We start from the raw sequence: 20018 nt of genomic DNA, 5'->3' as shown, positions 1-20018 counted from the left end.
GTCGTGACGAGCATTGAGTCTAAGTTCTTAACTTAGGAGCTCAAAGATGACTCTCTCTGATCTGACTGTGCGGCAAGCCAAGGCCGCTGACAAAGCCTACAACCTCCCCGACACCGATGGCCTCGGCCTGGTCGTCGCTCCCACTGGCGGCAAGTCGTGGCACCTGCGCTACTACTGGCTCGGCAAACAAAAGCGCATCTCGCTGGGCAACTACCCTGAGATCGGCCTGCGCGAAGCACGCGCATTGCGTGACGAGGCCCGGGCGCTCCTGGCCAAGGGCATCAATCCTCACACCGACCGTAAGCAGAAGCGGCACGCGATCAAGCTGGCGTCCGAATACACCTTCAAGGCGGTTTTCGACGCCTGGGTCGAGCATCGCCGCAAGGAGCTCAAGGAAGGCCGGCAAAGCACGATGTCCCAGATACTCCGTATCTTCGACAACGATGTGCTGCCCACCCTCGGGAGGATGTCGATCTACGATATCCGTCGTCCCCAACTGCTGGGTGTGCTGGCAAGGGTTGAGGGACGCAAGGCTTACACCACCGCCGAAAAAATTCGTACCTGGTTCCGGCAGATGTTCCGCTACGCTCTGGTGATCGTTGAGGGACTGGAGATCAATCCGGCCTCGGATCTTGATGTCGTAGCCGAGCCTAAACCTCCGGTGAACCACAACCCGTACCTGCTTCTGCCCCAGCTTCCCGCGTTTCTCCAGAAGCTCAGGCATTACAACACTCGTGGTTGGCAGACCCAGCTCGGCATTCGGCTGTTGTTTTTGACCGGAGTGCGCACTGGCGAGCTGCGGCTGGCGACCCCGGACCAGTTCGACCTCGACCGGGGTCTGTGGATCATCCCGCCAGAGAGCGTCAAGCAACTTCTGGACGAGATGCGCAAGGCTGGCAAGCGTGCGCAAGACATCCCGCCTTATATCGTGCCGCTGTCCATCCAGGCCGTCGAGATCGTACGCCACCTCTTGGGAGAAATGCGGCCAGCCCAGCGATACCTGCTGACGCATCGCAGCGACCTCAAGAAGCGCATCAGTGAGAACACGCTCAATCAGGCTTTGAAGCGCATGGGCTACGACGATCAACTGACCGGCCACGGTATTCGTGGAACCCTCTCGACGGCGCTCAATGAAATCGGCTACCCCAAGATTTGGGTGGACGCGCAACTCTCGCACTCGGACCCGAACAAGGTGAGCTCAGCCTATAACCACGCCAAACACGTGGAGCCGCGCCGCAGGATGATGCAGGATTGGGCCGATCGCCTCGACCTGCTGGAGCAGGGCCAGGTGGAGGCCGCCAGCGTGCATCTCACCATCCGTATCGATGGGGTGCCAACGATGGTAGAGGCGGAAAATACCGTTTCTGCCGAGGAAGCGTCTTTTATTGGCACCATCCCACCGGTAGCGGCAACTCCCATCGTCGTGACGGCAAACGCCTCGGGAGGCACCTTTCAGCGGCTGTCACAGGTGCCGCCGCCCCCTGAGCCAGTTCCGGAGCCGGAAGTGTCCGCGATCCAGCGTGAGCGCGAGGAAATGCTCGAGATCTACGAATTGCCGTGCAACATGCCGGTTCAGTTGTTCGGCAAGTTGGCCGGGAAGTCCAAAGACCAGATCAACCGCGAACTGAAAGCCGGCAAATTGCTGTCCATCGGTTTGGGCAACCGGGGACAACGCGTTCCCGATTGGCAATTGGTGCCACTCAAGCAAAAGCTGGCCCAAACCCTCATGAAGCGGTGTCCGGACGCGGATTCGTGGGATCTGTACCGCATGTTGACCCGGCCGCATCCGGAATTGGGCGATCGGACGGCCATCGATACCGTCACGCCGACCAATCTGGCCAAAATCATCCGGATCATCACGAACGGTCAGGAGCATGCGGATGCCCCTGAGACGGTCATCCCACAGCCGATCCCCGAGGACGTGCGGCAGAGCGTTCGTCGGCTGATGGATAGTGCGGTGGTTCTTGAGGAAGCCTAACCTGCACGCTGCAACCTATGGCCGGGAAGTGGCCCCGGCCATAGGTTGTCATTACCGTGCGCCGGCCCTGGCAACCTGCAGCGCTCTGCGCGCGAACCGCTCCGTAACAGCATTGGTTGGCCGGTGGGGGCGCTGCAGGTGGGTCACGATTTCGTAGGGGCCATCCGAGGGCAGCCTCATCGTAATCCTCCACTCATGGGCGCGCTCGATGCGCGGTTGCGCAGAGATGCCAAGACCATAGCCAGCCGCGACCCATAGGGCCAACAGCTTGAACGAAGTGACGTGCTGAATGCTCTGCTGATCCACCGGCGGCGCCAAGGAAGACAGCCGTTGATCCAGCAGGGGGCAGGCCTCTGCCTGCCAGCGAAAAACGGGATAGCTCAACAACTCAGCAACCGTGAGCATCGCCTGGTTCGGTAAGGGGAACCGTGGCGGTACAGCAACGGCCATGTTTTCACACCATAAGGGCTGGCTGCTCAGGCTCGGGGCGCTCGTATCTTGAAGTGACATCCCAGCGTCGTAGCGACCTTCTTGAAGGCCGACAGCTAGGTCGTCGCCTGCGACCTCGAAGAACGTGATGGCGATATCCGGTTCCTCTGCACGCTGAAGGGCAAGAAGCGTTGATAGCCGAGAGGATGGTACGCCGGGCGCTATAGCGAGTTTGAAAGATCGGCTGGTGGCGTGGTGCATGAGAGCCCCGCGAAGCTATCTGGCCGCAAAAAAGCAACCCAATATGATAGCAATGAGTTAAATTTAACGTGGTTAAATTCTCATGGCTGCCCGACGCTTCTGTCAATGCAGAAGCGTATAGTTCAACGAGGCCGTCCCCCAGGTACAACCACATTTGAAGCCGAGCCAGCACAGGCCTTCGGGGAGGCAGTGCGTGCCGCCCGCAAGGCGCAAGGAATCTCTCAGGAAGAACTGGCTGCACTGGCCGGGATCGAACGTTCTCACATGGGCAAGATTGAGCGCGGGCAGCACATGGCCACGTTGGCTCTGATACTGAAAATTGCCGTGGCGCTCAGGATAAGTTCGGCTGAATTGATGACTGCAACAGAGGACAACCTTGGTTCTGGCAACGGCTCTTGAGCCTTGCCTTCTTTGGCCAGCTTCGTTAGTCGCTCAATCGGTCGCGTAGCCGAGCAATGAACTGCTCCAGTGGAACCGACAAACGGGTGTTTTCGGGCCACAGCAAGTAGGTGGTGATGACCGCTGATTCCACTGCCAGAGGGCGGATTACAACGTCAGAGCGCTGGTAAGCAGTAATCCTGGTCGTCGTCGTGAAGCCGATGCCGTAGCCTGCACCGACCAAGGTGAGCATCATGTCTAGTGAGGACGCGTGCTCAACGATGTTCGGTTCATGCTCCAGTTGCCGAAGAAGTCGAGCCAGTTCGAGGCAGCAACCTTCGCACGCCTGGGGATCGCACATGATGAGCGGATGCCCCCCGAGGGTATGGAGCGGAACCTTCTTGTGAGCGAGTAGTTCGTGGCGGGCGGGGAGCGCGATAACCAGCGGGTCTTGCCAGATCGGTTCGGCGACGATGCCGTAACCGACGTTGGCAGTGTGCGCGAATCCGGCCATGAAGTCGCCTGATCGCAAACCACGCAGTTGCTCGGCCAGAGGTACTTCGGATAGGCGTATCTCGACCTCCGGCTCTTCTGCGCGACAACGAGCCAGAAACGCCGATAACCTGGGATCGATTGCACCATCGGAGACAGCGATGCGCAGGCTCCCTCGCAGACCCGCCGCGACCGCCTGGACGTTCTCCCGTGCATGCTCCAAAACAGTGAACAGTCTGCGGACGTCCTGCAAGAACACGGCTCCAGCGGGGGTCAGCACAGTGCCTCGACGGTTTCGGTCAAAAAGTATTACCCCTAGCTCATCCTCAAGCTCTTTGATCGTTCGAGACAGGGGGGATTGTTCGATATGCAAGCGCTCGGCAGCTCGTGTGAAGTGCAGTTCTTCGGCGACCGCCACAAAGCAGCGCAGGTGACGAAGTTCCATGGTTGCGTCCTTCAGCAATCTTGGTCAATTCAATTGGCCACGGCGCATTGATGCCGAAGTGTGCTCAGTGGATGAAGTAGCAGGTGCTCCCCTTCAGGGCAGGGCAAAAGGCCATTGATTCGATTGAACAATAATACATATGTTCATATATTTTATCAAAAAAGACCTCCTGCCTCTGATCTGGAGCTTGATAAGGGATCGGAGCCGGCTTGATGACGGTGTGCTGCTTGGCTTCGTTGCAAATGCCATCGGCGCGAATCAATAAGGTTGCGCGTCAGTGACAGCGTGAGGGAACTTGGCAGCCGCTGCGTCCCGTCGATGCAACTACCACTTGACCTTCCAACCGTGGCAAGGACCAAACTGCCAAGCACCCCAACCCGAAAGGAGTTTTCCATGCAATTCCATCTCGATGACATGACCTGCGGTGGATGCGCCCGCACCGTGACGAAGACGATTCAGATGATCGACCCCAACGCCAGTGTCGTCACTGATCCGCCATCCCGCCGGGTCGAGGTGCAAACGTCGGCATCCGAAGGGCAGATCGTCGCAGCCCTGCGCGAGGCTGGTTTCCCGCCGCGCGCGCAGTAACATCCGATCGCGGTCGACCTGAACGCAGGTTGGCCGCGATGCTGGCGCACGCGCCATGTTGTTGCTCAGTGCATCCCGAAATAGGCGACCTTGACCCACATCCAAAGGGCCATCGCCACCATCATCAGGTTCTCTGTCAGGGATACGAAGCCCAGCGGTACATTGCTGTCCCCGCCCACGCAGGCGCACTTGAGTTCCCGGCGATCGACATAAACCGCCTTGAAGACCGACACGGCCCCGACGGTGCCGATGAACAGTGCCAGCGGAATCGACAGCCACATACCCACTCCCGCGACCATCAACACGCCAGCGGTACCCTCTGCGAACGGGTAGAGATAGCCATACCGCACCCAGCGCTTGGCCAACAGGTCATAGTTGAGGAACATCGTCGCGAAACTGTCCACGTTCTTGAGTTTCTGCAACGCCAGCAAGCACATGGCAAAGGCCACGAACCACTCTGCGGTCTGAATGCCCGGTAGCTGGCCGAAGGCGGCCCAACTCGCCCCGAGCGCCAGCGCGGCGGCCATGAGGAACAGCGCGACCACGGGGGTATAGGTCACAGCGTTCTTGTCCTTCACGGGCATGTCGAAGAATTTACGCAATTCGTCGTAGCCCCCTATGCGCCGCCCATCGATGAACGTCTGCGGCGTGGTTTCGACTCCATGTTCCTGCTTGAACGCATCCGTCTGCTCGCGGCTCGCCAAGTGCTTGTCCTCGACCTTGTAGCCCTTGCGTTTGAGCAGATCGAGCGACTTCAGCCCATAGGGGCAGGTATGGTCGGGCATGACCATGCGGTAGAGCTTGGCGTGCTTGAGCGCAGACATGCTGGACTTCTCCTGTGGGGTCTTCCTTAAGGGAGGTCGGCGGAGCCGACCGTGAGCAAAAGACTTCAGACTACCTCTCTACCCTAACCCGCCCTGGCGCAAGAGTGTGTAGGCGCCTGGCTCATGGGTAGGTCGTCAGGCTGTTCTCCACCTGCCAGGACAATCCGGCCACAGGCCGGCGTGTCTGCGGCGGCACGCCAGGCCCTAGTGGTTCTCCTTGGCGTGGTTAATCGTGTACTTGGGGATTTCGACGGTCAGATCCTCTGTCGACACGATGGCCTGGCAGCTCAGGCGCGACTGCGCCTCCAGTCCCCAGGCCCTGTCGAGCAGGTCGTCCTCGCACTCCTCGACTTCGTTTAGAGAGTCGAACCCCTTGCGCACGATGCAATGGCAGGTGGTGCATGCGCAACTCATGTCGCAGGCATGCTCGATCTCGATGCCATTGTCCAGCAGGGCCTCACAAATCGAGGTGCCTGCTGGCACGTTCAGCACCGCGCCTTCAGGTGCCAGTTCTGAGTGGGGAAGAACAGTGATTTTGGGCATGTCTCTCCTGGTCGTCAGCGCGAGCGTTTCGCTGTTCTGGTGCCGTGCGAGCGGCGCGGTACGGCACCAGTGCGCTCTTCAGGTTCGTCTTCACTGGTGTCGGGTTGCTCCAGCGTCTGAAGGATCGGGCAGTCTGGTCGTTCATCACCCGCGCAACAATGAATCAACGCCTTGAGCGTTTCTGTCATCTGCAGCATGCTCTCGATGCGTCGGTCCAGTTCGGCGATGTGCTGTTGGGCCAGGCGCTTGACGTCGGCACTCTGGCGCGACTTGTCGTTCCACAGGCCCAGCAGATTCGTGATCTCGGCCACCGAGAAGCCGAGATCGCGCGCGCGGCGGATGAAATGCAGCCGGTGGATATCGGCCTGGGTGTAGGTGCGATAGCCAGATTCGGTACGATCCGCTGGCGGAATCAGGCCGATCTGCTCGTAGTAGCGGATCATCTTGGCCGAGACCTTGGATGCTTTGGATGCTTCACCGATGTTCATGGTCTTCCTCCCCTTTCTCAATGAGTGGTATCCGCCGCCAGCGGCGGCCGAAAGCCGCGCAGGCGTAGCGCGTTGCCCAGCACGAACACGCTGGAGAGTGCCATCGCGCCGGCGGCGAAGATCGGCGAGAGCAACACCCCATATGCTGGGTACAGCGCCCCGGCGGCCACCGGAATCAGCGCGGTGTTGTAGCCAAACGCCCAGAATAGGTTTTGGCGGATATTGCCCAGCGTAGCCTTCGACAGCGCGATGGCGTTGGGCACGCCTCGCAGGTCGCCGGACATCAACACCACGTCGGCTGACTCGACTGCCACGTCAGTGCCGGTGCCGATTGCCAGGCCCACGTCGGCCTCGGCCAGCGCCGGGGCGTCGTTGATGCCGTCACCCACGTAAGCAATCTGGCCGTGGCTGGCTTTCAGCCGGCGCACCGCATCCACCTTGCCTTCAGGCAGGACTTCGGCCACCACCTCGTCGATGCCCAGTTGCTTGGCAATCGCCTGTGCGGTACGCGCGTTGTCGCCGGTGATCATTGCCACTTTCAGGCCAAGCTGATGCAGCGCGGCGATGGCGGCGGGCGTGCTAGCCTTGATCGGATCGGCCACGGCGATGATGGCGGCCAGGCGGCCATCGATCGCGGCGTACAACGGTGATTTGCCCTCGTTGCCCAGACGCTCGGCAGTGCCTGCGAATACACCGACGTCCAGGCCCAGCGAACGCATGTAGCGGTCGGCGCCAACCTCGACACGGGAACCGTCCACGGTTGCGCGCACGCCCATGCCCGTGACCGAATCAAAATCGGTCATGGTCGGCAGCGCGATGCCACCTTCTGTCGCAGATTCGACGATCGCGCGCGCAATCGGGTGCTCCGAGCGAGATTCTACGGCAGCGACCTTCGCCAGCACTGGGTCGCGGCTGAAGCCTTCAGCGATTTCCAGGTCGGTCAGCACCGGGCGACCCTCTGTCAGGGTGCCGGTCTTGTCCACGGCCACCACCTTGGCATCCTTGAGCAGTTGCAAGGCCTCGCCCTTGCGGAACAGCACGCCCATCTCGGCGCCGCGGCCGGTGCCGACCATGATCGAGGTCGGCGTCGCCAAGCCCATAGCGCACGGGCAGGCGATGATGAGCACGGCTACGGCGTTGACCAAGGCGAAAGTCAGGGCGGGCGACGGGCCAAACACGAGCCAGACCAGAAAGGTCAGCAAGGCGACCAGCATCACTGCCGGAACGAACCACAACGTCACCTTGTCCACCACGGCCTGAATCGGCAGCTTCGAGCCCTGGGCCTGCTCGACCATGCGGATGATCTGCGCCAGCATGGTCTGCCCGCCCACGGCGGTGGCGCGCAGCGTCAGCGCGCCTTTCTGGTTGACGGTGCCACCGACCACCGTGCTGCCAGCAGCCTTTTCGACCGGGATCGGTTCGCCGGTGATCATCGACTCATCGACGAAGCTGCGGCCCTCGGTGATTTCGCCATCGACCGGCACGCGCTCGCCGGGACGCACTTCCACGATGTCGCCAAGGGCTACGTCGTTGATGGGAATATCCACCATACGGCCGTCACGCAACACATGGGCCTCCTTGGCCTGCAGCTTGACCAGCCGCTGGATGGCCTCGGAGGTACGACCCTTCGCGCGCGCCTCCAGGAAGCGACCGAGCAGGATCAGCGTCACGATGACGGCAGCCGCCTCGTAATAGACGTTCACCGTGCCTGCTGGCAGCAGGCCGGGCGCGAAGGTGGCGACCATCGAAAAGCCGAACGCGGCCATCGTGCCGACCGCGACGAGCGAGTTCATGTCCGGGCCCAGGCGCACGAGGGCCGGAAAGCCCTTCTCATAGAAGCGCCGGCCCGGAATGGCCAGCACCAGCAGGGTCAGTACGAACTGGATATACCAATTCTGCTGCATGCCGATGGTGTTCATGACCCACTCGTGCATGCCGGGAATCATGTGCGAGCCCATTTCGAGCACGAATACCGGCAATGTCAGCAGACCGGCCAGGGTCAGGTCACGCTTGAGTTCGGCCCGCTCGGCGTCCTTCTTTTCTGCTGCTTCATCTTCGGCCTGTGCGCCGGTATCGACCAGGCGGGCTTCGTAGCCAACCTTGTCTACGGCCGCGATCAGATCTTCCACGGCAGCCAAGCCGCGCACGGTGGCGCGCTCGGTCGCCAGATTCACCGTGGCCTCCGTGACGCTTGGTATGGCTTTGAGCGCCTTCTCGACGCGGCCTACGCAGGATGCGCAGGTCATGCCCTCGATCGCCAGTTCAGTGACGCCGGCCGGCACCTCGTAGCCCACTTTCTCCACCGCCTGAATCAGCGCCATGCGATCAACAGGACCAGCCAGGCGGATGTCCGCCCGCTCGGTAGCCAGATTGACGGACACAGTGTCCACGCCCTCGACCTTGGCCAGGGCGGCCTCGACTCGGCCGACGCAGCTCGCGCAGGTCATGCCCTCGATGGGCAGGCTGATCGCAGCTGCTGTGGCGCGAGCATCACTCATTATTGGCATGCTCATGGTTTATTTCCCGTAGTTGAGATTCGACATGAGGGAAGCTTAGGGTTTACCATCGTGGGAAGGTCAAGCATATTTTTTTATGTGTACTGTCTGGTTTGGGAAAGCGCTGGCGACAGAGGTGCGGCGGGTTCTGGTTGCCAAGCTTTCCCAGATCCCTAGCTGCGCATGATCGCTCTGCCGCAGCCTCGTTGATCCTGAAGGGCATGAACAGCCGTTCGAGAGCAGGAATTTTTGACAAATGACTTCACGCAAACCAGCAAGCACACCTCACGGCGCAAGCGCCGATCTGACATCCTTGTCGCACAATGATGTAACCATCCTGGCCGAAACCTTCCGCCTCCTGGGCGATCCTTCGCGGCTGAAAATCATGCTGTGCTGCATGAAGGGGTCTACTTCGGTGGGGGACATCGCGGAGACCCTCGACCTCTCGCAATCACTGGTCAGCCACCATCTGCGGCTGCTGCGTGGAGCTCGGCTGGTCAAGGGTGCGCGCCAGGCCAAGCAGATTTTCTATGAGGTGGCCGACCAGCACGTGAGCCAGGTGCTGCTGGACATGGCCATCCACATTGCTGAAGACCACAACGACGAGTAGCCGAGCGGATCGCAAAACCTACCATTACGCGCAGCAGTGGGTGGCCGCTGCTGCAGGCATTCTCACTAGAAGACGCTGTCGCTGTCCCGCAGGCCTACGACCTGGAAAGCGTGATTTCCCCAATGCTGGCCGCCGCGCTGCTGACCGTCATCAGCTTTCACAACCTGTTCGTGGGAACGATGCTCTGCTTCCTCGTTTCGGCCGCGCCTGCGGGCCTGCTGGCGATCAGCCTGGCCGTCTCGGCCGCGGGCTCGATGGTGATCGTGAACACGGTGGTCCTCGTGAAGGCGCGCTTCGGCCTGGGCGAAATCGAAGTGGCGTGGCGCTGGCGCTTCGGCTGTGGCCGGCCAGCGCCCCGTCCGATCTGACCCATGACCATCCAAACCTACCGGCGGATCACCCTCATTTGCGAACGCACGCAGATCAGGGCAGACACCATCATTCGCTGATCGTGGACGATCTGCACCGGATCTGGCCGAGAGGATAGGCCTCTTCTCGGCAATGGCAGCACACAGGGCTGTCTTGCCGCGGCGTTGCAACGCATCCGCCACGAACACTGGTATGGCTAAATAAAACACTTCACATGAACATGTGTTTATGTGTTATATTTCCTCGCGTAGTCAAAATTTAACTTGCCCGAGGCTCCCATGTCCCACTCTCACTCACATGACCATGGTCACGACCACAGCCATGTGCCAACTGTGACCAGCGCCAACCAGCGCAAGATTCTCATTTCCTTCGTGCTGATCTTCACCTTCATGATCGTGGAGGCGGTGGGCGGCGTGATTTCCGGCTCGCTGGCGCTGCTGGCCGATGCGGGCCACATGCTGACCGATGCGATGGCGCTGGCCTTGGCCTATATGGCGTTCCGGTTCGGCAGCCGCGCCGCAGACAGCAAGCGCACCTTTGGCTATCTACGCTTCGAGGTACTTGCCGGCTTCATCAACGCCGTCACGCTCTTCGCCATCGTCGCCTGGATCGTCTATGAAGCATGGGGGCGGCTGCAAGCGCCGCCGGTGATCCTGGCTGGCCCCATGATGATCGTCGCCGTGTTGGGATTGCTGATAAACCTGCTCGTGCTGTGGATCATGACACGCGGCGATACCGAGCACGTCAACGTGAAAGGTGCCATCCTGCATGTGATAGGCGACCTGTTGGGCTCGGTGGGAGCAATCCTCGCTGCGGTCATCATCTATCTCACGGGGTGGACGCCCATTGATCCCATCCTGTCGGTTCTGGTGGCGGCGCTGATCCTGCGCAGCGCCTGGAAGCTCCTGGCCAAGTCTATCCATATCCTGCTGGAGGGCGCGCCGGAGGACGCTTCGCCGGAGAAGGTGGAACAAGGCCTGATGAGCGCCGTTCCCGGCCTAGCGGCTGTCAGCCATGTTCACGTGTGGCAACTCACCTCCGGTCGCACCATGGCCACGCTACACGTGCGACCCAATGTGGACGAGGAAGCGCGAGCCGTGGTCAAGCGCGTCGAGGCGGTGCTTCGAGAGCAATTCAGCATCGAACACGCCACGGTCGGGATCGACTGGAACTCGGAAGCCGACGAGAACGTCTGCAGCCTGCAACCCAGGACGGACCGTCATGCCCACAGCGGCCATGACCACAGTGGGCACAACCATGACCACTCCGCTTCTGGTCACAAGCATTGAGGCCGTGCAAGCCGGCTCGCAGTTCACTTGAGGGTTTGAAGCCATGACGTTCCGCAAAACCATCAGCTCCGATATTGCGCAATGTTCGACCTCCAGCCACGGCGCGGCTACTGATGTTCTTGCACTGTCGCAAAGTGACGTCGCTGTTCTGGCCGAAACCTTCCGTCTGCTGGGCGACCAATCGCGGTTGAAGATTTTGCTCCATTGCATGCGCGGATCGGTCGCTGTGGGAGATATCGCCGACTCGCTCGATCTGTCGCAGTCCTTGGTCAGCCACCACCTCCGGCTGTTGCGTGGCGCGCGTCTCGTGCGCGGCGAACGCCAGTCAAAGCACATCTTTTACGGTATCGCGGATCAGCACGTCAGCCAGGTGCTTCAGGACATGGCTTCCCACATTTCCGAGGATAGATCCGACGATTGACTGAGTGTGCAAATGTGTGCGGCACGCTCTGGCAAGGGGCGTGCCGTTTTTTTTGGGTGGTCAATATCAGAGTGGAGGCCAGAGCCCTTCGTCGCTTTGCCTGAAACCAGAGGTCTTGCCCCGGAACAGAAAAGGCCTATCCGTACCTTCAAATAAACAATTGAACATATCTTCATGTGTGTTATTATTCGACTATGAATCAACTGAAGGAGGCGTGAGCACCACGCCATTGTTTGTAACGTCAAGGAGTATTGATGATGTCCAAAAAATTTCACGTCGCAGTTCTGCTTTCCGCCTTCGTTGCGGCTGGTGCAGGCGCCCAACCCTTCGACGCAGGTGTTTCGCGCGCGGAAGTCAACGCTGACCTGGCGGCGTGGAAGCAGGCCGGACTGGATAAGCTTTCCGGGGGAGACGCCGGGCCTGACACTTTCAGCTCGGAATACCGCCAAGCTTACAAAAACTACCTGCAACTTCGTCTGGGAGCCGACTACCGTGAGTCCACCGCTTTGACGAGAGATCAGGTGCGTGCCGACCTGGCGCTGTGGAAGCGTGCCGGCTTAGACAAACTCGAACGCGGCGACGGCGGCACCGACACGTTCAGCTCGCAATACCGCGCGACATACGACACCTATCGTCACCTGCGCGACGGCGAGCAGTATCAGCAGGAGGTGGGGCTGACGCGAGCCGAGGTTCAAGCCGATCTGGCTGCATGGAAACGCGCCGGGCTGGATCGGTTCTGGGCTGGGGATCAAACCCCCGACACATCCAGCCCTGCATACCGTGTCGCCTTCCAGAACTACCTGCAACAGCGCCAGAACTGAGAGAACGTGCGCCGCACACCATAACCATCGGGGATCGCAGCCAAAAGGACGAACATGTCTTTTTTTCATAACAAACATATGAACGTATGTCCATGTGTTTGTTATTGATAAGGCGGTCAGATCGGTCTGCGGCGCATTCCACCGTGTGAGGTATTCGGAGAAATTGGAGATCGATATGTCTTTGGAAAAAATAGACCGTAGCGAAGAAGCTGGGGAACACCTCGGCTTTCGCGTTGAAGGGATGGACTGCGCGAGCTGCGTCGGCAAGATCGAGACGGCCCTTGGCCGCCTCGACGGCCTGTCGGACGTGCAGGTCAATTTTGCGAGCGAGACGCTCATCTTGAGGCGTGAACCGCACAGCCGTGCGACTACGCGGGATATCGCCAAGAAAATCCGATCCCTGGGCTTCGACGTGCAGGAACTGCCCACGTCCGAAGTGTCCCCGGTGCCCGTACCGCGCCAGGCGGCCCACGCGCATGGCCATGCCGGCTGCGGCGGTCACCATGACCATGGGCATGCTCACGACCACGGGCACAATCATGCACACGGAAAGGCATGCGGTGATGACCACGGACACGATCACAAGCATGGCCACGGCCACGAGCACGGAGCCTGCAGCGGGCATGACCACGCGGCGGCTGCTCCTGCCATCCGTACTGCACCCAGCACGCCACCCAACGTCTCCATGCGCGTCGAAGGCATGGACTGTGCCAGTTGCGTCGGCAAGATTGAAACGGCCCTCGCGCGCATGGTCGGCGTGTCCGACGCACGCATCAACTTCACCGCCGAGACACTGGAGCTGACGCTCGCATCCGGCGTTCCCACGCAGCTCGGCGACATCGAGAAGACTATCAAGAGCCTGGGTTTCGGAGTCTCCGATGTACGCCGCCATGACGGCTCTGATACCGGCGCAGTCTCTGTCCCGGCCACTAGCATTCAGAACCGCCGCTGGTGGCAGACGAAAAAAGGCAAGCATGTGATCGGATTGGGTGTGCTGATGGCTTCGGCCTATGCCATGACCCTGCTGCTGCCGCTCTACGGCGAATGGATATTCGCTGCTGCCGTGATTGCGGGTGTCACGCCATTTGCGCGCAAAGCGTTCGCGCTGGCGAGATCCGGTTCGCCTTTCTCCATTGAAACCCTGATGTCAGTCGCTGCGATTGGTGCGCTGTTCATCGGTGAGGCTGAAGAGGCAGCAGCAGTGGTCTTCCTGTTCTCGGTCGGTGAGCTGTTGGAAAGCGTAGCCGCCGGTCGTGCCAGAGCTGGCATCAAGGCACTGGCATCACTGGTTCCCAAGACAGCGGTGCTGCTCGATCCCAATGGAGGTCAGCGTACCGTCCCGGCTGCCTCGCTGAAGGTCAATGACACTGTATTGGTCAGGCCAGGCGACCGAGTACCTGCCGATGGAGAGATCCTGCGTGGCGAATCCAGCCTCGATGAGTCGCCGATCACGGGAGAATCCGTGCCGCGTCAAAAGGCTGCTGGCAACACTGTTTTCGCCGGCTCGATCAACGTCGACGGTGTGCTGGAAGTCCGGGTGGAAAAGGCCGCGTCGGACAACACCATCTCGCGCATCATCCAACTGGTTGAACAGGCGCAATCCTCCAAGGCGCCCACGGCCCGCTTCATCGAGAAGTTCAGCCGCTACTACACCCCGGCCGTAATGGCCATCGCCGCGCTGATCGTGGTGGTGCCGCCGTTGGCCATGGGGGGGGACTGGAGTACCTGGCTGTACCGTGGCCTGGCTCTTCTGTTGATTGCCTGCCCCTGCGCACTGGTGCTCTCCACTCCGGCGGCGATTGCCTCGGGTCTTGCGGTTGCGACGCGTCGAGGGCTGCTGATCAAAGGCGGCAACGCGCTGGAAACCATTGGCCGTGTCCGCTCCATCGCCTTCGACAAAACCGGCACGCTGACCGAGGGCAAGCCGCGCGTGACCGAGGTAGTTCCTTTTGGTCAGCTCAGACAAAAGCAGGTGCTGGCGCTGGCCGCCGCCGTCGAGTCCGGGTCGAACCACCCACTGGCCAAGGCTATCGTCGTCCATGCAGAAAGCACGGATACGGCCATTCCCAAAGCATCGGAGGCATCGGCGATTGCCGGCAAAGCGGTGCGAGCCACTGTGGGCGGCAAAATGCTGGCAGTGGGTTCCCCATCTCACGCGGGTCAGGTAGCTACGCTGTCGGCCCAGCAGCGTAAGGAAATCGAAGCGCTGGAGAACAGCGGCAAGACTGTTGCGGTTCTGTTCGACGAGCGTAGCAAGGAGACTCTGGGACTGCTTGCGTTGCGCGATGAGCCGCGCCGCGATGCAAGCGAAGGTGTCGCTCAGCTCAAGGCCATGGGCGTTCGCTCCGTGATGCTCACGGGCGACAACCAGCGTACCGCACAAGCCATTGCCGACAGCTTGGGAATCGACTGGAAGGCCGAACTGTTGCCGCAGGACAAGCTGGATCTGGTCAACAACATGAAGCGTGATGCCAAGGTGGCCATGGTCGGCGACGGCATCAATGACGCGCCGGCTCTGGCGACTGCCGACGTGGGTATCGCCATGGGTGGCGGTACGGACGTGGCCTTGGAAACCGCAGATGCGGCGCTGCTCAAGAGCCGCGTGACGGACGTGGCGCACTTGGTAGCACTGTCACGCGCCACCATGGCGAACATCCATCAAAACGTGGTGTTTGCACTTGGCCTCAAGGGCTTGTTTCTGGTCACCACCGTGTTCGGCATGACGGGCCTGTGGGTCGCGGTTCTGGCCGATACCGGCGCTACAGCGCTGGTCACGCTCAATGCGCTGCGCCTGCTGAGGTTCAAGGGTGCCCAAAGTGTGGACGACGACCGCGACACCGGCCATCCGACGCGCTCGCCTCAGCCCCAGGCTGCGCACTGACGGCAGCGGCTGGACATAGGTCTGCATTGCTAAGCCAGTGTGCCGCAGGTGCGCCGGAGGTGCCGATTCTCGTGACGTTGAGATTCGATGCCTCCGGCTTTCGCCATCACAAGGTCAACGGCGGAGGTCAGGGAAGCCGGGAAGTTTTTTCCTCGCGGGAGCTTGACCTTCCAACTATTGAAACCTCTAGAGTCCTCACCAACGCCGCACAGTGGTCTTGAGGCGGAGCACACAGCAAGGGTCATTTTCATCATGAAAAAGAAAATTGGAGTAGTTCTGCTGGCGGTGGCAATCGTCGCTGGCGTGGGCATTGCCGTTGTCAGCCGCAACGCATCCAACAATGAAGGGCCGGCTGCAGGCGGGCCTCCCGGCGCAATGGCGCCTCGGGTGCCGGTGGCCGAGGTAATCGTGCGCACCATGACACCGACGGTCGAGTTCACGGGCTACCTCGCCGCACCTGAAACGGTGGAGCTACGTTCGCGCGTCGGGGGCGCCATCGACGCGGTCAGCGTCCCTGAAGGCAGTCTGGTCAGCAAGGGCCAGTTGCTGTTTCAGATTGATCCGCGCCCCTTCCAGGTCGCTCTCGACACCGCTCAGGCACAACTGCACCAGGCCGAAGTGCTGACCGCTCAGGCGCAAAGCGATTTCGAGCGTGCCGAGCGGCTGGTATCCACCGGTGCGGTATCGCGCAAGACCTATGACGATGCTGTCTCCGCACGCAATGCACGACAGGCGCAGGTTCAAGCGGCAAAAGCCGCGTGGCTGCCGCCCGGCTCGACCTGTCCTATGCACGGGTGACCGCACCGATCGCAGGCCGGGTGGATCGCATGCTGGTGACCGAGGGCAATCTGGTCAGCGGTGGTGGCGCGGGCGCGGCAACGCTGCTCACGACCATTGTTTCGGTCGATCCGATGTACGTTTATTTCGACATTGACGAAGGCACCTATCTCAACCATATAGGCAATGCACGCCCTGACGCCTCCAGGCCAGAAAACAGCGCCTTGCTCGTCCAGGTCGGCCTGGGCAAGGACAACAATTTTCCGTTCCAGGGCACGCTAGATTTTGTCGGTAACCAGGTTGATCGGGGCACGGGCACTGTCCGCGCCAGGGCTGTCATGCCCAATCCAGACGGTTATCTGACGCCCGGCATGTTTGCGCGAGCCAGACTTGCTACTGGCACTGAGCGCCAGACCATTCTGATTGACGATCAGGCCGTCGGCAGTGACCAGGACCGCAACTATGTACTGGTGGTCGATGCTGAAAGCACGGCGCAATACCGGCCTATCCAACTCGGGCCGATACGCGACGGGCTGCGTGTCGTCGAGGGCGGACTGAATGAAGGTGAACAGATCGTCCTCAAGGGGCTGGTGCGCCCCGGCATGCCCATCACGCCGAATGTCGTGCCGATGCAGCAGTCCACTGGCGCTGCCGACTCAAGCGACGCAGCGGCTGATACGGAACACTCTGACAGTCCGGCGGCTGATACCCGTCCTGGTGAGGAGGAGTCCCGCTCATGAAATTCCCTCATTTCTTCATCAACCGGCCAATCTTCGCCGTTGTGCTCTCGGTGCTAATGCTGATTGCCGGTGCGATGGCAGTGTTCCAACTCCCCTTGAGCGAGTACCCCTCGGTTACCCCACCCACAGTACAAGTAACTGCCAGCTACCCGGGTGCAAATCCGCAGGTGATCGCTGATACGGTGGCCGCGCCTCTGGAGCAGGCCGTCAATGGCGTCGAAGGCATGATCTACATGGCCTCTCAGACCGCGACTGACGGCCAAATGGTGCTGACCATTTCGTTCCAGCAAGGTATCGACCCCGACTTTGCCCAGATTCAGGTACAGAACCGCGTATCACGAGCACTGCCGCGCCTTCCCGAGGAGGTGCAGCGCATCGGTGTAGTCACCGAAAAAACGTCGCCAGATATTCTGATGGTCGTGCATATGCTCTCGCCCGGCAATCAGTACGATCCGCTCTATGTCTCCAACTACTCAATGCTGCATGTGCGCGACGAACTCGCACGACTGTCCGGGGTTGCCAACGTAATCATCGGCGGTGAGGGCGAATATGCCATGCGCGTCTGGCTCGATCCGACCAAAGTAGCCTCACGCGGCTTGACGGCAGGCGATGTGGTCGCGGCCATCCGCGAGCAGAACGTGGAGGTGGTCGCCGGCTCAGTGGGCCAGCAGCCCGATGCGTCGTCGGCCTTTCAGGTCAGCGTCAGTGCGATGGGGCGCTTGACCACCGAAGAGCAATTCGGCGACATCGTTGTCAATGTCAGTGAGCAAGGCGCGGTGACAAAGCTGCGTGACGTAGCACGACTGCAGATGGGCGCTGACAACTATGCTATGCGTGGCCTGCTCGACGGCGACAACGCGGTGGGCCTGCAAATTCTAACAAGCCCCGGTGCCAACGCCCTGGACACTTCCGACGCGGTGCGTGCCACCATGGAGCGCTTGCAAGCGGACTTTCCACAAGGGCTGGAGTACCGCATTGCTTACGATCCCACCGTCTTCGTGCGCGCCTCACTCAAGTCCGTGACGATGACGCTGCTTGAGGCCACCCTGCTGGTGGTACTCGTGGTCGTATTGTTCCTGCAAACCTGGCGTGCATCGATCGTTCCGCTGGTGGCTGTGCCAGTCTCCATTGTGGGAACATTCGCGCTCATGCACCTGTTCGGCTTCTCGCTGAACACCCTCTCGTTGTTCGGCCTGGTGCTGTCAATAGGCATCGTCGTGGATGATGCCATCGTTGTCGTGGAGAACGTCGAACGGCACATCCGCATGGGCAAATCACCCAGGGCAGCAGCACACGCAGCAATGGACGAAGTGACCAGTCCGATCCTGGCCACCACTGCGGTACTGGCGGCGGTCTTCATCCCCTCTGTCTTCCTGTCTGGACTCCAAGGCGAGTTCTACCGGCAGTTCGCGCTGACGATTGCTATCTCGTCCATCCTGTCAACGGTCAACGCTTTGACGTTGTCGCCAGCGCTGTCCGCCGTGCTGCTCAAACCTCATGATGACAAAACACGCCGCGACTGGCTGACTCGTGTCATCGACGGCATGTTCGGCTGGCTGTTCCGAGGCTTCAATCGCTTTTTCGACAGATCCTCGGATGCCTACACTGGAATGGTGCGACGCAGCATACGCTTTAGCGGCATTGTCCTGCTGCTCTATGTCGGCTTGGTGGGCCTGACTTGGGTGGGATTCACGCAAGTTCCCAACGGCTTTGTTCCCGCACAGGATAAATACTACCTTGTCGGCATTGCCCAATTGCCCACCGGTGCCTCGCTGGATCGTACCGAGGCCGTGGTCAAGGAAATGTCGCGGATTGCCATGGATGATCCTGGCGTAGAGACCGTGGTGGCCTTTCCTGGCTTGTCGGTGAACGGCCCCGTCAGCGTACCAAACTCGGCGCTGATGTTTGTCATGCTCAAGCCTTTCGAGGAGCGCCAAGATTCGTCCATGTCGGTGTACGCCGTTCAGGGTCGGCTGATGGGTCAATTCAGCCAGATTCCAGACGGTTTCGTGGGCGTTTTCCCACCTCCTCCCGTACCAGGCCTGGGGGCAATGGGTGGTTTCAAGCTGCAAATTCAGGATCGCGCCAACCTGGGCTCCGACATGCTGGCACAAGTTCAGGGCGAAATCATGGGCAAAGCGATGCAGACGCCGGAGCTGGCCCATATGCTGGCCAGCTTTCAGACCAATGCGCCTCAGTTGCAGGTAGACATCGACCGTGTGAAGGCCAAGACACAGGGCGTAGCGCTCACCGACATCTTCGAGACGCTACAGGTGAACCTCGGCTCCCTTTACGTGAACGACTTCAACCGCTTTGGGCGTTCCTATCGTGTCATGGCGCAGGCCGATGCACCGTTTCGTATGCAAGCAGAGGATATCGGTCAGCTCCAGGTGCGCAATGCAGCGGGGGAGATGATTCCGTTGAGCACTCTGATCCAGATCAAGCGCGACTCTGGCCCGGATCGGGTGATGCACTACAACAGCTTTCCATCGGCTGACATCAGCGGCGGCCCGGCACCCGGCTACTCATCGGGTCAGGCCTCCGACGCCATCGAGCAGATCGTGCGCGACACGCTGCCGCCAGGCATGACCTATGAATGGACCGACCTGACCTACCAGGAAAAGGCGGCGGGCAACACGGCAATGTACGTCTTCCCGCTGGCTGTGCTGCTGGCCTTCCTGGCCCTGGCTGCGCAGTACAACAGTTGGTCGCTGCCGTTCGCGGTGCTGCTGATCGCACCGATGGCATTGCTGTCCGCCATCGTGGGCGTGTGGCTCTCGGGGGGGGACAACAACATCTTCACGCAAATCGGATTCGTGGTGCTGGTGGGGCTGGCCGCCAAGAACGCCATCCTAATCGTCGAGTTCGCCCGCTCCAAGGAGGATGACGGCGTCGATCCGCTGGCGGCTGTGCTCGAAGCTGCACGCCTGCGTCTGCGTCCGATCCTGATGACATCGCTCGCCTTTATCGCCGGCGTGGTTCCCCTGGTGCTGGCCTCCGGTGCCGGTGCGGAAATGCGTCACGCCATGGGCGTCGCCGTGTTCGCCGGCATGCTGGGGGTGACGCTATTTGGCTTGGTGCTGACGCCAGTGTTCTATGTCGTCGTGCGCAAGCTCGTTTTGCGCAAAGAGAAGCGCAAGGGGCAACAAGCAGCGATCGAGACGCATGCGTGAAAGTCTGGAGAACACT

The 20018-nt window shown here is 60.6% G+C and carries 15 protein-coding genes and 2 pseudogenes; 11 read left to right on the top strand and 6 right to left on the bottom strand.

Annotation, left to right across the window (positions count from 1 at the left end):
* The first annotated feature begins 46 nt into the window (after positions 1-46).
* Complete coding sequence (locus tag C7H09_RS13775; RefSeq protein WP_106763598.1) at positions 47-1978, top strand: tyrosine-type recombinase/integrase; 1932 nt, start codon at positions 47-49, stop codon at positions 1976-1978.
* A gap of 51 nt (positions 1979-2029) precedes the next feature.
* On the opposite strand, the gene C7H09_RS13770 is transcribed toward C7H09_RS13775, so the two are convergent.
* Positions 2030-2668 (bottom strand): substrate-binding domain-containing protein, encoded by a 639-nt coding sequence (locus tag C7H09_RS13770; RefSeq protein ID WP_106763595.1) that lies wholly within the window; start codon positions 2666-2668, stop codon positions 2030-2032.
* A gap of 105 nt (positions 2669-2773) precedes the next feature.
* Here C7H09_RS13770 and C7H09_RS13765 point away from each other — a divergent pair, with 105 nt between their 5' ends.
* Positions 2774-3067 carry a helix-turn-helix domain-containing protein gene (locus tag C7H09_RS13765; RefSeq protein WP_106763593.1) on the top strand — a complete coding sequence of 98 codons (294 nt, stop codon included), beginning with the start codon at positions 2774-2776 and terminating at the stop codon, positions 3065-3067.
* 25 nt (positions 3068-3092) lie between these two features.
* Here C7H09_RS13765 and C7H09_RS13760 read toward each other — a convergent pair whose 3' ends face one another.
* The gene (locus C7H09_RS13760; protein ID WP_106763590.1) at positions 3093-3983 is read right to left on the bottom strand and encodes a LysR family transcriptional regulator; all 891 of its coding nucleotides are present in this window, start codon (positions 3981-3983) and stop codon (positions 3093-3095) included.
* Positions 3984-4376: 393 nt separating this feature from the next.
* On the opposite strand from C7H09_RS13760, the gene C7H09_RS13755 reads away from it, so the two are divergent.
* Positions 4377-4571 carry a heavy-metal-associated domain-containing protein gene (locus tag C7H09_RS13755; protein WP_106763588.1) on the top strand — a complete coding sequence of 65 codons (195 nt, stop codon included), beginning with the start codon at positions 4377-4379 and terminating at the stop codon, positions 4569-4571.
* A 65-nt stretch (positions 4572-4636) separates the two neighbouring features.
* Here C7H09_RS13755 and C7H09_RS13750 read toward each other — a convergent pair whose 3' ends face one another.
* From C7H09_RS13750 to C7H09_RS13735, 4 genes are all read right to left on the bottom strand, one after another.
* The gene (locus C7H09_RS13750) at positions 4637-5395 is read right to left on the bottom strand and encodes a MauE/DoxX family redox-associated membrane protein (RefSeq protein WP_106763585.1); all 759 of its coding nucleotides are present in this window, start codon (positions 5393-5395) and stop codon (positions 4637-4639) included.
* Between the two features lie 204 nt (positions 5396-5599).
* A complete protein-coding gene (fdx, locus tag C7H09_RS13745; RefSeq protein ID WP_106763583.1) occupies positions 5600-5938 on the bottom strand; it encodes an ISC system 2Fe-2S type ferredoxin in 339 nt (112 codons plus the stop codon).
* Positions 5939-5952: 14 nt separating this feature from the next.
* A complete protein-coding gene (gene cueR / locus C7H09_RS13740) occupies positions 5953-6426 on the bottom strand; it encodes a Cu(I)-responsive transcriptional regulator (RefSeq protein WP_106763581.1) in 474 nt (157 codons plus the stop codon).
* A gap of 17 nt (positions 6427-6443) precedes the next feature.
* The gene (locus tag C7H09_RS13735; protein ID WP_106763579.1) at positions 6444-8939 is read right to left on the bottom strand and encodes a heavy metal translocating P-type ATPase; all 2496 of its coding nucleotides are present in this window, start codon (positions 8937-8939) and stop codon (positions 6444-6446) included.
* A 238-nt stretch (positions 8940-9177) separates the two neighbouring features.
* Between C7H09_RS13735 and C7H09_RS13730 the strand changes: the two genes are divergently transcribed.
* The 8 genes and pseudogenes from C7H09_RS13730 (at position 9178) to C7H09_RS13695 (ending at position 20002) form a co-directional block, all read left to right on the top strand.
* Positions 9178-9531, top strand: coding sequence for an ArsR/SmtB family transcription factor (locus C7H09_RS13730; RefSeq protein ID WP_106763577.1), 354 nt, complete (start codon positions 9178-9180; stop codon positions 9529-9531).
* 92 nt (positions 9532-9623) lie between these two features.
* Positions 9624-9851, top strand: a pseudogene (locus C7H09_RS20320) (MFS transporter); the annotation flags it as partial.
* 381 nt (positions 9852-10232) lie between these two features.
* Entirely contained in the window at positions 10233-11189 is a 957-nt protein-coding gene (locus C7H09_RS13720; RefSeq protein WP_431021671.1) for a cation diffusion facilitator family transporter, read from the top strand.
* Between the two features lie 43 nt (positions 11190-11232).
* Positions 11233-11610 (top strand): ArsR/SmtB family transcription factor, encoded by a 378-nt coding sequence (locus tag C7H09_RS13715; protein ID WP_106763572.1) that lies wholly within the window; start codon positions 11233-11235, stop codon positions 11608-11610.
* A gap of 254 nt (positions 11611-11864) precedes the next feature.
* Positions 11865-12431: a DUF4148 domain-containing protein gene (locus C7H09_RS13710; RefSeq protein WP_228247428.1), complete on the top strand. Its 567-nt coding sequence runs from the start codon at positions 11865-11867 to the stop codon at positions 12429-12431.
* A 175-nt stretch (positions 12432-12606) separates the two neighbouring features.
* On the top strand, positions 12607-15312 hold the full coding sequence (locus C7H09_RS13705; protein WP_106763571.1) for a heavy metal translocating P-type ATPase: 2706 nt from the start codon (positions 12607-12609) through the stop codon (positions 15310-15312).
* Between the two features lie 87 nt (positions 15313-15399).
* Positions 15400-16829, top strand: a pseudogene (locus tag C7H09_RS20565) (efflux RND transporter periplasmic adaptor subunit).
* On the top strand, positions 16826-20002 hold the full coding sequence (locus C7H09_RS13695) for an efflux RND transporter permease subunit (protein WP_106763569.1): 3177 nt from the start codon (positions 16826-16828) through the stop codon (positions 20000-20002). The pseudogene C7H09_RS20565 and the gene C7H09_RS13695 overlap by 4 nt, the downstream one beginning before the upstream one ends.
* Positions 20003-20018 lie beyond the last annotated feature (16 nt).

This window comes from Marinobacter fuscus, assembly GCF_003007675.1.
Classification (GTDB): domain Bacteria; phylum Pseudomonadota; class Gammaproteobacteria; order Pseudomonadales; family Oleiphilaceae; genus Marinobacter; species Marinobacter fuscus.
The sequence above is the reverse complement of the archived record's forward strand: the minus strand, read 5'-3'. Positions and strand labels throughout refer to the sequence as shown.

Coding starts and splice junctions, on each gene's coding strand:
- C7H09_RS13775 (WP_106763598.1), top strand. CDS start 47: ATGACTCTCTCTGATCTGACTGTGCGGCAAGCCAAGGCCGCTGACAAA.
- C7H09_RS13770 (WP_106763595.1), bottom strand. CDS start 2,668: ATGCACCACGCCACCAGCCGATCTTTCAAACTCGCTATAGCGCCCGGC.
- C7H09_RS13765 (WP_106763593.1), top strand. CDS start 2,774: ATGCAGAAGCGTATAGTTCAACGAGGCCGTCCCCCAGGTACAACCACA.
- C7H09_RS13760 (WP_106763590.1), bottom strand. CDS start 3,983: ATGGAACTTCGTCACCTGCGCTGCTTTGTGGCGGTCGCCGAAGAACTG.
- C7H09_RS13755 (WP_106763588.1), top strand. CDS start 4,377: ATGCAATTCCATCTCGATGACATGACCTGCGGTGGATGCGCCCGCACC.
- C7H09_RS13750 (WP_106763585.1), bottom strand. CDS start 5,395: ATGTCTGCGCTCAAGCACGCCAAGCTCTACCGCATGGTCATGCCCGAC.
- fdx (WP_106763583.1), bottom strand. CDS start 5,938: ATGCCCAAAATCACTGTTCTTCCCCACTCAGAACTGGCACCTGAAGGC.
- cueR (WP_106763581.1), bottom strand. CDS start 6,426: ATGAACATCGGTGAAGCATCCAAAGCATCCAAGGTCTCGGCCAAGATG.
- C7H09_RS13735 (WP_106763579.1), bottom strand. CDS start 8,939: ATGAGCATGCCAATAATGAGTGATGCTCGCGCCACAGCAGCTGCGATC.
- C7H09_RS13730 (WP_106763577.1), top strand. CDS start 9,178: ATGACTTCACGCAAACCAGCAAGCACACCTCACGGCGCAAGCGCCGAT.
- C7H09_RS13715 (WP_106763572.1), top strand. CDS start 11,233: ATGACGTTCCGCAAAACCATCAGCTCCGATATTGCGCAATGTTCGACC.
- C7H09_RS13710 (WP_228247428.1), top strand. CDS start 11,865: ATGATGTCCAAAAAATTTCACGTCGCAGTTCTGCTTTCCGCCTTCGTT.
- C7H09_RS13705 (WP_106763571.1), top strand. CDS start 12,607: ATGTCTTTGGAAAAAATAGACCGTAGCGAAGAAGCTGGGGAACACCTC.
- C7H09_RS13695 (WP_106763569.1), top strand. CDS start 16,826: ATGAAATTCCCTCATTTCTTCATCAACCGGCCAATCTTCGCCGTTGTG.